This window comes from Pseudoalteromonas luteoviolacea NCIMB 1942, assembly GCF_001625595.1.
Lineage (GTDB): Bacteria > Pseudomonadota > Gammaproteobacteria > Enterobacterales > Alteromonadaceae > Pseudoalteromonas > Pseudoalteromonas luteoviolacea_A.
On record NZ_AUXT01000181.1, the window covers coordinates 105,960 to 119,917 of the forward strand.

The window sequence follows — 13,958 nt, forward strand, 5'->3', positions numbered from 1 at the left end:
TTTTTAACCAACCGCTTGAAGCTTCGGCGATTTGGTGAGAGTTATGTCTGCCTCACCATTATCTTTTATGTTAAAAATGATTTCTAAGTTACTTTGGCTTGTTAAAAAGATAAGCGCTTCCTGTTCCATTTCCCTAACCATATCGGCAAGCTCTGGGCAACCTAGCTCTTTAAACATGGCTGCATATGCACAGTCAGAGATTGAAATTACGCTCTTCTGAGCACCTTCCTGATGTTCTTTTAGCGTAAAGAGGCCCAGCTTTGCGTAATTGCGTAGCCACGCAAGCCAGTACTGTAAAATTGCAGCTTCTTTATCATCAAACATATTGAATGACTCTGGGTTAGGCCACAACCAGCGCATTTCCATCTTGCCTGTCTCTAAAAACATTGCTCGGTACAGCTGATAGGCTTTTTCTTTACCTAGGAGTGCTCTCGCATTGCCATATCCAGAGGTGAACATACTCATATCTTTGGTAATGGATTTCCATACTTCACTGTGTTCACCTTGATATTTGTCTCGCCAACTTTGTAAGCGCTTGCCATCTCGACTCCAAGCCAAAAGCGTAGAGATCACAAATTTAGTAAAGCTAAAAGTATTCGTCGCTTCTTTTAGCGCATGCCAAATATCTGATTTATAAAGATACTCCTGCTGTCTTTTCGCCATTTTTGGGTGTTGATTGGAAACCGTATACCAGTTGAACCCTAAGTTTCTTAGGCTCGATGGTTCTGAAGATACACTGTCTATCCAACCAAACTCTTGATCTGCTTGGTGGAAATTTTGCTTGTCAGCATGCCTTACGGTCACACCGTACTGTGCAAGGGTTTGGAGTAAGATCTGGCGTGTTTCATAGGGGAGATGTTCAACAGCTTTTACGCCATAACTGGTTGTAAATACGTTATTCAACCAGCTTTCAACCGCTACACACGCCATTTTTGCGGTCAGCTCATAAGAAGAAACGACACCGTGTAACATTAACCCTGCGTGAGGATTGTTATCTGGATATACCCAGAGACAGGTATCGGGATCTGAGTCTTTTTTGGTTTTGAGCTTTTGACCATTATTGAAAAACATGTTTGAGAAAAACGCGTTCTTTCGTTCACCAAGGCGATATTTGCTCATAAATTTTGCAAATCCAAGCGTAAGGTGTTGGATATGATATCGGCTATCAAGTTGTTTTATGTCCAAATCATCGGCAACATGTACGCTATCAAGCCCTGCTACCTCAGGTGTAGCAAACGGGATTAAATCTACCGGTTTCTTCTGGGCCGGAAAGGTAAATTGGTGATGACCGTCTTGCCAGGGCGTGCCAATTTTCTGGCGTGATCCCGCTCGCCAACAGGTAAGTTGGTTAGTGAAACTGGCTAAAATAGCCTGCGGACTTGTTTCACCACCGCCATACGCAGCGCCCATATACAAACGACATTGGTAGTGACCATTCGGTGATGCTTTTTGATGTGCCAACTCTGTCAGCAGCAGAGTCGAAATGCCAGGAGAAAATCCCATCCCTGTGAGCAAAAGGCGTTGCTTAGATTCGGCGCTTTTATGCAGAGTTAATATTTGATCAGCGGCATGCAGGCTATCATTAATATCTACAGCATCTATGTTGGCATCTAAACATAGCTGGTGTGCAATCATTGCGAACTTGTCCATTGGCCCCAGTGCAATTACGGCTAAATCATACTGCGCTAGCGTTTTTACACAGTTAGTTTTGTCATTAATGTCGAAAGGCACATAGTCAATATTTTCTGGCAAAACACCATCTTTAGGAGCACGCCTTGCGCCACAGCTAATTTTTAGTTCATGGTGACGTGTAGTGAGTAGGTGAATAATCCGCCTTCCAGACTCCCCTGTACCTCCTAATACAATGATTTTCTTATTCATGCGGCCTCCGGCTTCGCTGTTTTGTCTACTGTGGTGAGCGTTAGGCCAGCGACGACGCCGGCCTGTTCTAAATCGCGGATAAAATCATTTGGGTCAACTGCTTCATGTAACATCATGGGACCAATTTTATCGATCTGCTTGTTCAGCAATTGCTTGGCAGTAATACCAATAATAAAACCGGTGGCTTGGTAAGTATCTTCGAGAATGATCTGGCCGCGGTGAATGTCACCGTTTACACATTCTATTTGCGCATCAACACCATAAACAGGCGTAAGCTTTCGCATGTCCTTAGCTGATGCTTTGGTTAACCAGCGAGCAGCACGCGCGATGCTTTTATGGCTTTTATACATTTTAAAAATTTTGGCAACCATACAAACGAACATCGCGCGAGGGCCTAGGTTGGCACCATAAACCTTGGCTGTGTTAATGCCTTTTTCATTGGCGAGCTGAACAATTTCTTCAGCGTAGATAAGCATGGTGGACGCTGTTTCAATGGGCTCTGGAAAGTACGCTTTAGTACCAGCTTTAGAGAACTTCTCAGATTTAATCTGGCTATTTTCTAAGTAACAAAATCCACGTTCATGGCCAAAGTCGCCTAATCCGTGGATAATGTCCCAGGCAGAATTGTAACTCCACGCGTCTCGGCCAACATATTGCACCTCCAGCGATTTTACGGTCTTGTCACCACTTTTTTGCTGAATAAGATAAGCAGGGAAAACACCTGAAAGGCCAGGTAATAAGCCAACGTTGATAATTAACGGCACCTCGCTGACTTTGCGTTTTTCATGGGCATGGAGCGATGCATAAACTGGGTCATAGCCACCTGCGTCGATGATTGGTACATTTAATTCTTTACACGCTAGTACTATCTGGTCACCGATGATACCTGACGGGCCAACGCACGCGACGACCAGATCTATCCCCTTGAGGTGGACCTTTAATTCTTCAGTATTTTGAGCGTCAAGCTGAATGGTGTTTATACGGTCTTGATATTGCAAAATTGCACTGGGCAATGAGGCTTTTCTACGCGAGGCGAATGTGAGCGTTGCTTCGGTATGCTGGAGCAGGTATTCTGCTGCTTTTAAGCCTACTTGACCAGTACCACCGAGCAATAACACAGATTGAGATTGCATGGTAACTCCCTTATTAAGCGTATCAACGCATTGATATCGTGTTGTCTAAAGTAAAAAGTGGCGCAAAGTATTTGCACCACTGCTTGCTATTTTTCGATTTAGAAATTGGTGCCAACAGTAAGGCCGATACTTCTTGGGTTGCCAGCTTCTGCTGTCACACCGAAACCAAAGTTAAATTCAACTTTTGAGTAATATTCATCGAGGGCGTTTTTTACCCACAAGTGTGCGTACCAATTTTCGGTTTCAAGACCGACTTTGGCATTTAACAGGTGATATGCAGATTGTTTCATTTGGTTGCCCGCATCAAAGTAATGCTCACCCATGTAAATGTTTTCTAGCTGTGTAAACAAGGTGTAGTCGCTGGTCAATTCAGTGCGGTTGCTGATTGATAAGTTTGCGCTGAACTTTGGTGTATTCGGCAGACGATTATCAGAGTAATCCTCTACTACGCCAGTTGCGAAATTTAAACTTTTATATTCACTATATGTCGCATCTACATAGCTACTTGAGAAGCCGACAGTCCAGTCTGGATGGGGTTGATAGCGAGACTCAAACTCGATACCTTGACTGGCACTTTTACCCGCATTGTCGGTGATCACAGTGGTATTTTCTAACATCTGCTGAACTTGCTGATCGTCTAATGAGATGTAGAATGCCGTTAATGAGAAACTCAACTGATTATCCAGCGCTAAGGCCTTATAGGCGATTTCGTAGTTATTGCTGTATTCAGGTTCAAAGCTTGGTTTACTTAGGTTTGGATACAAAGTATCAAATCCACCCGCTCGATAGCCTTTACTCCAAGAGGCATAAATGAGGTCATCACTACCCGTTTGATATGAGAAGGCGAGCTTTGGTAGTACTTCGCTAAAGTCTTTTTCTCCATCATACTGGGTCGTGACACCGGTTGACTGAGAGTTAATGTTGATGTCAGCTTCACGCTGCTCTTTGTGATAACGCAGGCCTGCGATGACTGTGATGTCCTCGGTGATTGCATAATCAACCTGTCCAAATGCAGCCCATGCTTGATCGTCTTTAATAGTAATTGAGCGGTCAACCATAGGGCCACTGCCTGGATACATCGCGGCAAAGTTTAAGTCATTTCTGGTCGTATTATGGGTGTTTGCCTTGTAGGCATATACGCCAACTAGCCAATGGTAATCTTCAGTATTTTTTGAGCTCCAACGCATTTCATGAGAAAGTTGGTCAAACTTTTCGGTAGAGTTACTATGGAACTGATACCCAGCGTTATGCCCCGTATCCTGATCTGCTGTGTTGAAGTTGTCCCAGTCTCGCCAGCTTGTAATGGAGATAAAATCCACGTTGTCACCAGCATAATCTAGCGTGACTGACGCGCCCAGTGCATCTCGATCATCTACCCCTTCAAAATCATGTTCTACTTGATCTGGGTTTGCTTTGATTTTCTTGATAAGACCCATTGCATAGGAATCTCCACGAAAGCGTTCGTAGTCCACAACAAAGTTGGCTTCAAGGTTGTCGGATGCCACCCAACGTAGTTTTGTTCTCGCACTGATGTCATCGCGTGCGCCAAAGTCTTTGTTAAGGTATGTATTTTCAATATGGCCATCGGCGTTATGTGCAGATACAGACATACCTAGGAATAAGTCATCTTCATTGAGTGGGGTATTGACGCCTAAGCGAACTCGCTTAGAACCTAAGTTGTCTGCCGAAAATGTGCCCTTAAATTCTTGTACTTCATCAGGTTGTTTGGTGATTATATTGATAACACCAGCAAGGGAGTTTCCACCATAAAGTGTACCCTGTGGGCCCCTTAAGACTTCAACACGCTCTATGTCTACAAGGTCCAAGTCAAATATACTGTTACTGCTGTAATTTACGCCATCAACATAGAAACCGACAGTGGGCTCGGTAAATAGTCCTGGACCAATACCACGAATAAAGACGTTACTATCTCTTCTGCCACCCCAGCTATATACGTGTAAGCTCGGAATTTCATGGCCTAGTTCTGTGATTGAATAAACTTCGGAATCAGCTAACTCTTGACCGAAAATTGCGGTAACACTAGATGCCACTTCCATGATGTTAGCAGTGCGTTTTTCAGAGGTGACTTCGATACGCTCTAAGTCGATTTGTGCGGCTTGCTCATCTGCATAAACAGAATAAGTTGCCCCTAAGCTAAGTGCGAGTATTGCACGTGAAACGTGACGGCTAAGTGTTGAAAGCGAGTGACCAGAATCGGCAGCAGGTGTCAGCTTATTGCGAGACATATTCAGTGAGCTCCTAATAACAACGAGTAGTAGAGTAGTTGGGCGTTATGTATTACTGCATCGGAAGTTTATGATTACTGCCTATACAGCAGCCTATCGGCTGGCCCTATTTTTATTGCCCGTTATTGTGTGAGTATGGGTATTTGGTCACTACCCGAAAAGGGTCATTACCCCCTCTAAGCGGGTTTTTTTAAGGGGAAGTTGGTCGTTGATAAAAGGCTACTGAAATCAGCATTTTCATTAGTAGCCATTTTGTAAAGGGGGATTACAGTTGTCGCACATTGTCACTGTACGCAATGTCTACAAATGCCCCATTTTCGTTAATGAAAAGCTTTTTAGGAAGCCTCGGTAACAGCATTCTCAACTCAGCTTGTCCATTATTAAAATACACATCGCGCACATGCGTTGGGGTGTTATCGCTTGGAGCAAAATGCAAGTTGATTGTTGCCGCCCCAGAATAGGGCACGCGGGATGCCCCTGCCTCACCTTGTTCAATCCTAACAGCTTTAAGGTTTACAACTAAGCTATAGTAATTGTCATCAAGCTTGTCAACTTGTACGCTTCGAACCGTGAAATCATGTAGCACCACTTGCTGATACAAAGCCTGTAATTGGGCCTTGTGTCGATCATTTTGAACCCAATGCATCAATTTATTGAACAAATGTGAAGCGGAAACAAATTTCAGGCCTCTGTGGTCTTCGTATTGGGCTAACACAGTTTTAATCACCTGACGAAATTGCGTATCACCGATGAGTTGGGATGCAGCGTATACAGCAAGCTGAGACTTGCTAATGGCGTAAGGTTGCTGAGTTAAAGTCAGCGCACTTTTCTCCGTGCTAGATTCTTTGGTGCGTTCAAGCAAATATTCATCAGTGATGATAGACAGTAACTGTTGCCTCGCATCACTGCTTAACTGTGCTTTTGTCAGAGCAAACCAGGTTGGAATACCCTCGGAAAGCAAAGGGTAACCTTCAGAGTTGGCAATCGCGATAGTTTGCCACCAAACTTGCGCTACTAAACGGTGCAGGCTGTACCCTAACCAATCAACTTTGGGTAAAGATTGATAGTTGTGTTGCCAAGCAGACATTTCAGGAATGAGGATTAAGTTTGCACTGACTGTTTGTTCCCCCATTCCTTGTGGTATTGCGGCTACTTTTAGACTGTCATAAGGGTAAGCACCAAAAACGGCTTCACCTTGTTCAAGTGCATGCTTTGCACCTTGTAGCATTATGTCGAGCACAGAATCATCAGCTGTGACATAGAACAATTCTATGGTGACTTCTTTCTTATACTGTGTGCTAACCCATTTTGCTTGTTTAGTTTTGTACTGTGCACTGACAATGGCGGGTTTCCAATGACTGGCTGTGGTCGTTTCGTAAGTAAAAGTGTGGTGTGTATTGCTCACCTCATGGCTTATCAACTCTCCAGATGCAACCACAACTTGATCAACAGGAGCTTCGATAGACAGCTTATAGGTCATAAGATCCGCATCATTGCTCTGATAAACATCAGGTGTGCTCGATTGGGTGAAATAGTCCTCTGCTAATATAGGCAGCTGGTATTTTTCTCGCAGCGCATTGTCTTTGATCATTTTATTGCGCTCAAAACCCATCGCTGGCCAGAAACCTGTGTTGATGTAGCTCGCATCGTTGGTGATGTTTCCCTGGTATTCCGTGGCAACATTTTGATAGCCGCGATACTTCACTGATGCCGATAGTGTAATTTCACTTTGTTGACTGGGTGGTTGAGGTGCTTCAAGCGGCCATATTGCGACCTGATGCGTGTAGTCGTTAATCAAAGGTGTTAAAGCATGCCCATTGGCACTGACTCCATTAATAAACACTGACTCTTCGGTGTTAATGAATAGGTGTTCGATGTCAAACTGATGGGGGTTTGTGAGAGACAAGTGTGCAGTGTAATTCAGCGCGCGTGCACTTGGGTCTAGTGATAAGGTTATGTCCGCATGCCTAATTTTAGGTTGTGGTTGTGTCTCATATTGGCGGTATAGATTTTCATAATCCGCTTGTTGCGCATACCCTTGTGCTTTGGTTTTAAACTGACCATTTACAATCATCTCGTTATAAATGGAATAAGCCTGATAGGTAAATACCAAACTAGCCAGTACCATAATAGAAATTGAGCGCGGCGCGATTTTTCGAGGTAATGAAATTAACCTTTCTTTAAATGGTGCGATCACACCTCTTGGCCACAACCAACTGACAAGCACTAACAATACGCAGTAAAAACTGAGCCAATAAACCATGATGTTTAGGTCTCTTGTGACAAACTGCTCAGTCGATGCAAGTTCTGACAATTTTGCTATTGATGGCCAAGCCCACAAAAACATGAAGTTTTCTACGGCGTTAGTTTCATTAAAAATGGCAGGCGAAATACACAGCATTACTGCGATTACCTGTGCTGCAATTTTTGACTGCACCAGCCCGTAACTGATGATAGCAATAAACACATATGCGAGCATCAACGGCAACAAAACCAAAAAGCTTAAGTGCAGTAAACTTTGCCAGTCAGGATCTATATAGCCTTGTAGTATTTGTGAGCCAAGCAAACCTGAAACCGGAACCAGAGTTAGTACACCTGCGACAATCACGGCACCAACAATATGGCTCAATGGTGCTTGCCAGTCAGGAGCAGGACAAACAGCGACGAGCTGTGCAGTATTGAGCTGATGATCTTTGTGACATTGATCAACCACAAAGAAAGAGGCTGCGAGCATGGTGAAGATTAAACTTGGGTAAATTAAGACGGGCAAGAGCGTATGGGTTTTTGGCAGAATGGCCGCACTGCCTTCTATACCAGGCAAGCGGTAGCTTAATCCAGCGATAATTAACATCAGGGATAGAGTCACCATCGACAAGTAAAACGCTTTATTAGTAATAATTTGCCGTGCTTGTTGATAGCCTGCGTGAGCACTGAACTTGATCCAATAGGTGATTGCATCGTCAGTAACCAGTGTTAAGGGGGCCATGGTTAGCTTCCCAGTACCAGGTATTTGCCGCTGGGTTTTTGCCCCTTGTTTAGCTGCTGTTTTTTGGCTGTTGCTTGTCCTGAACGTTGCTAAATCGAAGCGCCACCATGCGAATGCCAGTATCACCAATGCCAGTGCTAAATAGAGTAAGCGATTATAAAGCAGCGCACCGTCTAAGCTCAAAAACTGGCTCATTCTTTGCTCTGCCGTCCAATAAAATATTTGTCCTTCAACAGTGACTTTGCCCAAAGGGTCAACAATTTGTAGCCAAGGTGCTTGTGGAGCACCGTCGCCAAACAAAGCCGTGATCAATACAAACATGCCAACAGCCATCATCATTGAGGCGTATGCTGGCGTGGCACGTCCAGTGAGCGCGGTTAAGGCAAACGGAATTGCCGTATAAACAATACATGCAGGCACCACCCACAACAGCATGGCATGTATTATATGTGGCCAAGAGGTGGCGATGAAGTCGCTGGCAGGGTAGAGCCCAAAGAGGTTTGATACGATGGGTAGAGTCACCATCGCGATGGCAACTGAACTCATCACCATGAGCACAATCACCAAGCAAGCCAAGTACTTACCGATGAAGTAGTGTTTACTATTAATATCAAAGCTATACAAGTAATCTGCGGTTTTTGAGTTCAGATCTTTAAGTAGCGTGGGGATCACCAAAGCGCTGCCTACGGTTGCTGCCCAAAATGTGTAGTACATAAACAGGTAATAGATCGCATACGGAGAGTTACGTGCTACTCTGCCACTTTGCATTAGTGCGTCCCATTCACCCCCCAACATCTCTCGATAGCCCATGACAATCATGGCTATCAAGCAACCCCATGTGGCCACGGAGCGCAATCGATATTTCAGCTCAAATAAAAAACTAGTTAAAAACATATGTACTCCTTAAACCGTCAGCTCAGGGACATAGCTGAAGTAAAAATCTTCTAGATCAGGAGTGCTTTGTGTAAAGCTTGCAGCTGGTGCAGTCTCACTTTGGATAGTGGCTTGTATATCGCCTTTAACAATGCGTGTTGAAATCACTTTGTGATTGAGCCTAAGCTGGGCTAATTCATCACGAGAGACCGACTTGTGCCAAATTTGTCGCTCAATGGATGCGACGAGTTCATCTGGTTTGCCCCGCGCCAGTATGCTTCCTCGGTTGAGAATGCCCATGTCGCTGCACAGGTTTGTTACATCGCCAACGATATGTGTTGATAGGATAACAATTGCGCTGTCAGTCAACTGATGCAAAATACTGTAAAAGCGATTGCGCTCAGCTGGGTCTAAGCCTGCGGTCGGTTCATCAACAATGATCACTTTTGGGTTTGAGAGCAAAACTTGTGCGATGCCAAAGCGCTGACGCATCCCACCTGAGTAGGTATCTACTGATTTATGGCAGTGCTCAGTGAGGTTTACGAGTTCCAAAAGTTCACCTATTCTGCTGTTTCGCTCCTTGGCATTTTTAATGCCTTTTAAACGGGCAAAGTAATCCAGCATATCAGTAGCAGATGCATTTGCATAAACGCCAAAATCTTGGGGCAAATAGCCAAGTTGACGGCGAAACTCAGTCGGGTTTGCAAATATATTTTGCCCATCAAAGTGTATTTCTCCGCTGTCCGGTGTTTGCAATGTGGCTATGGTACGCATAATGCTGCTTTTACCGGCACCGTTTGGACCAAGTAAGCCAAACATCCCTTTGCCTATGGTTAAGTTGACGGCTTTAAGTGCATGTACACCATTTGAATATGTTTTTGATACGTCGCGAATTTCTAATTCCATCTCACTGGCTTCTGTTGTTGATTTTAGATTGCTGCGCTGCGCAATGGCACCGCTGAGTTAGGGGTTATCTGGTTGTGGCTGTCAATTGGTAAACACAGCGGCTTAGTTGTTTTGCCGTAACGTTGGGGCACAACGGAAACATCAATATTGAACAACTGTTTGATGATTTGCTCTGTCACTACTTGTTGCGGTGTACCGTCAGCTACAATTTCGCCATTTTTAAGGGCGATAATACGATCACTGAACTGACTGGCCTGATTAATATCATGAAGCACCATCACGATGGTTTTTTGCTCATGAATTTGCAGTTGCTTTAATAGATCTAAGAGCTGAAATTGGTGCCCTAAATCGAGATAAGTGGTGGGTTCGTCTAGCAGCAAAATCTCTGATTGCTGTGCCAGTGCCATGGCTAGCCAAGCACGCTGTCGCTCACCTCCAGAAAGGTACTCTAGAGGCTGGTTTTGCAAGTGCTCAAGCTGTGTTTTTCGCAGTGCCCACGTGATAGCGTGCTGATCGATGTGCGATAAAGTGTTGAACAATCCTAAGTATGGAAATCGGCCATGTCCCACGAGTTGCCTGACAAGCATACCACTAGGAGCCAGTGGGCTTTGTCCGAGTAACGCGAGCTTTTTTGCCAAAGCTTTTGGACGCCATTTATACAGTGGCTTTTGCTCTAGTGATACAGCACCTTCACTTGGTTTAGAGAGACCGCCAAGCAGTTTGAGTAATGTTGACTTACCACTGCCGTTAGGGCCAACAATCGCAGTGATTTGACGACGCGCAATTGAGACCGATAAATCTTGTAGTACAGGCTTATGTTGATAATTTAAAGAGACTTTATCTGCTTGTAGCATGGTATACCCTAACTTTGACGGCGGATCAACAGGAGCAAGATGGGAATGCCCATCAAGGTAGTGAGCGTGCCTGTTGGGATCTCCAAAGGCGAGATGAGTGTACGACTGGCGATGTCGGCTGCGAGTGTGAGCGCCGCACCGGATAAAATACACATGATCATAAGGTGTGGCAGGCTAGCTCCTAAGCCAAAGCGGGCGAGTAACGCTTTGGCAAAATGAGGCACTATCAAGCCTACGAATCCGAGTGGCCCCGTGACGGCAGTAGCGCTTGCTGCCAGTGCCACTGCGATAAATAAACTAACTAATCGCCAGCGTTTTACATTGAGTCCTAAGGTTTGTGCGGCTTCGCTGTCAAGTTGCAGTATTGCAAGGTGTCTTAGCAGCAAAAAGCAACCAACTACGCCGACAAATGTCCAAGGTAAGAGCAAATACAATTGGCTAAAGTCTCTGCCATACAAACTGCCTGCCAACCAAATGAGGCTGGTCTCTGTGCGGTTTCCACCCCAGGCTAAAATTGCCCACATAACCAGCGCATTAAGCACAGCGCCAATCGCTACGCCATTGAGTGCAAGTTGATTGGGTTGTAGTTGCTGTCGCCAGCTAAGCTTTAACACTAAGCCAGTTGCTAAAACGCCGCCAAGTAGGGCGATAGTGGGCAGCCACACAAAGTCAAAGTGTGCGTCACTTAATTTGAGTAAATGCAACTGCACATAATCAACAGCCAGTAAGCACAACACAATGGCTAAGCTTGCTCCTCCATTTACGCCTAATATGCTCGGATCTGCGAGCGGGTTGCGAATAACGGCCTGTAAAATTAGCCCAGCTAGCGCAAAATGAACACCGACAACCATCGCCAGTACAGAGCGTGGTAATCGTAACTGCCAGAGTATATCGGACTCACTAGTAAGGATTGCCGTGGCTTTAAGGGATTGCCAAACTTCATTTAATGAAAGAGGGACTGAGCCCATACACAGGGCTGCAATAAATAGGCTGATAAGCAGTGCGGTCAATACCATCATTAGTACGTAAAACGGCCAAGCTTTCGTGCTCAACGGCGTATGTGTAGCAAACGATTGATTCATAATGACGCCTTTTGATATCGAGAGCGGATCAACCATACGAGACTCGGACCGCCAAACAGCACACATAAAATGCCGACGGGGATCTCTTGGTAGTTTGCCAATAGGTCAGAGACACTTACAAGCACCGCGCCACTCATGGCGCTACCAAATAAAACACAACGGTAATCATAAGCTAAGTGCTTTGGTAGCAAGGTACGGCATAGATGCGGAGCAACCAGCCCAACAAAGGCAATTGGACCCGTGACTGAAACTGTGGCAGAAGTGAGTACAACCGCAATTACCAAGGCTTGAATACGCCAACGCTTTACTTGCCCGCCAATGCTTTTTACCACCGCAGAATCAAGTTGCAACACAGTTAAAGGCCTTGCTAAAAAAACACAAAATACGAAGCCGATTAAGGCGGTAGGTGCCAATAACGATACATGCTGCCAAGTACGGTTGGCGACGCTGCCCAGCAGCCAATAAAATAGGCCCCGCGTATCAGTGCTCACTGAAATCAACAGCAAAGTCGTTGCCGCTGCGCAAAATAACGAAATGCACAAGCCAGATAGTATGAGGTTTACAGGCTCTAATGTTTGTTTCCAAGATAGCCATAGTGTGATTACCATAGCGGTTGCACCACCTAGGATACCTGCAAAAAAATGATAGCGTGTGCTCAAACCGGTAAATACGATGGCCATGACAATCGCCAGTGCAGCGCCTGACGAAACCCCGACCAAACAGGGCGAAGCAAGTTCATTTTGGGTTACTGCTTGAATGATGGCACCGGATATCCCCAAAGTTGCTCCAGCAATGATTGCCAAAATCAAGCGAGGCATTCTCAACTCCCAAACGACGAAGCTAGCAAGGGAGTCTGAAGGGGCGATAAGCACCAACCAAACCTCGCTTAGTGAGAGTTGATAGTCGCCGATGGAAACCGACAAAAGCAGGCTAAGCATTAAAATACCTAAGCCAGCTAAAGATAATCCAATCGGAGAAATGGCTGAGCGTGAAACAACAAAGTTCATAATAGTGAGTCTAAGTAAGCGTTATAAATCACCAAACTGCATTGTCATAGCCCGCGCTTCTTTTACCAAAGCGCTAGGCGCTGCAAATTTATCGGGATGAAAAAGGTGTGCCAACTCCTGCAATATTAAACGCCTTGCAACAGGGCCATGAGGCATGACGTAATGATCGGCAACACGATAGGCTCGGCCATTTTTAACGGCTTTTAATTGCTGCCAAACAGGGTGCGCTTTGAATGGCCCCGCTTCACCTTTAAAGGAAATGATCACATCAGGGTTGAGCTTTAGTAAAGACTCCATCGAAATAGGGGCCGAATCAAACTTCTTTAAATTTGGCTGTGGTGAGGTACCGACACTATTTTTAGCGTTTAGGGCATGCATCATTTCAATGGTGAAATGATGGTCAAAAAAGGCATAGGGTACATCCGACCAATGCCATAAAAACACCACTGACTGTTGTTTGAGTGGCGCTGACGAATAGCGTTTTAGCAGACCATTAAATGCTTGGTTTAGCTCTTCACCTTGTGCTGGCTTACCCAAAGCGTTCGCAGCAGAGCGTATCGCACGGTCAGAGTCTGCTTTGGTGACTAAATCGTATGCTAAAAAGTGCCCAATTTCTTCAAACTTTGTCGCAAAGGGCTCGGTATAAGTGCGCAGCCCGATAGTAAGATCGGGTTTGAGTGCGGTGAGTACTTCTAAGTTTGTTTCGTGAATTTCCCCAAGATCGACCATGTGCTTGGTCTGAGCGCCAAGATAAGGTGACAATTGGTGGTTCAGTGTAGAAATCCCCACGGCTTGCATGCCTAGTGCATTGAGTAAGTCAGCACCAAATACTGAAACAGCTGCGACCTTGTTAGGTGCTGAGTTAATGGTGACCAGTTTGTTGCGGTCATCTTTCACTGTTACGGGGAATTGAGCATTCGCGCTGTGAGATAACAATGCGAAGAAGAACACACAAAACAGCAAAATAAAGCGGCGCATTAGCGATTCCTT

Annotated in this window: 9 protein-coding genes; all 9 read right to left on the reverse strand. The window is 45.1% G+C overall.

All coding sequences use genetic code 11. The annotated features are described in order from the left end of the window. Positions 1-3: 3 nt before the first annotated feature. The gene (locus N482_RS16360) at positions 4-1,881 is read right to left on the reverse strand and encodes a hypothetical protein (protein ID WP_063378039.1); all 1,878 of its coding nucleotides are present in this window, start codon (positions 1,879-1,881) and stop codon (positions 4-6) included. After that, positions 1,878-3,014 (reverse strand): saccharopine dehydrogenase NADP-binding domain-containing protein, encoded by a 1,137-nt coding sequence (locus N482_RS16365; RefSeq protein WP_063378040.1) that lies wholly within the window; start codon positions 3,012-3,014, stop codon positions 1,878-1,880. Before N482_RS16365 ends, N482_RS16360 begins: the two co-directional genes overlap by 4 nt. A 98-nt stretch (positions 3,015-3,112) precedes the next feature. Next, positions 3,113-5,260 (reverse strand): TonB-dependent receptor, encoded by a 2,148-nt coding sequence (locus tag N482_RS16370; protein WP_063378041.1) that lies wholly within the window; start codon positions 5,258-5,260, stop codon positions 3,113-3,115. Between the two features lie 265 nt (positions 5,261-5,525). Continuing rightward, positions 5,526-9,140, reverse strand: coding sequence for an ABC transporter permease/M1 family aminopeptidase (locus N482_RS16375; protein WP_063378042.1), 3,615 nt, complete (start codon positions 9,138-9,140; stop codon positions 5,526-5,528). Between the two features lie 9 nt (positions 9,141-9,149). Further along, positions 9,150-10,025 carry an ABC transporter ATP-binding protein gene (locus tag N482_RS16380; RefSeq protein ID WP_063378043.1) on the reverse strand — a complete coding sequence of 292 codons (876 nt, stop codon included), beginning with the start codon at positions 10,023-10,025 and terminating at the stop codon, positions 9,150-9,152. A gap of 23 nt (positions 10,026-10,048) precedes the next feature. Next, entirely contained in the window at positions 10,049-10,879 is an 831-nt protein-coding gene (locus N482_RS16385) for an ABC transporter ATP-binding protein (protein ID WP_063378044.1), read from the reverse strand. An 8-nt stretch (positions 10,880-10,887) separates the two neighbouring features. Beyond that, positions 10,888-11,961 carry a FecCD family ABC transporter permease gene (locus tag N482_RS16390; RefSeq protein WP_063378045.1) on the reverse strand — a complete coding sequence of 358 codons (1,074 nt, stop codon included), beginning with the start codon at positions 11,959-11,961 and terminating at the stop codon, positions 10,888-10,890. Continuing rightward, positions 11,958-12,968 carry a FecCD family ABC transporter permease gene (locus N482_RS16395; RefSeq protein WP_081228015.1) on the reverse strand — a complete coding sequence of 337 codons (1,011 nt, stop codon included), beginning with the start codon at positions 12,966-12,968 and terminating at the stop codon, positions 11,958-11,960. Before N482_RS16395 ends, N482_RS16390 begins: the two co-directional genes overlap by 4 nt. Before the next feature lie 21 nt (positions 12,969-12,989). Beyond that, complete coding sequence (locus N482_RS16400) at positions 12,990-13,946, reverse strand: ABC transporter substrate-binding protein (RefSeq protein WP_063378046.1); 957 nt, start codon at positions 13,944-13,946, stop codon at positions 12,990-12,992. Between the last annotated feature and the right edge of the window lie 12 nt (positions 13,947-13,958).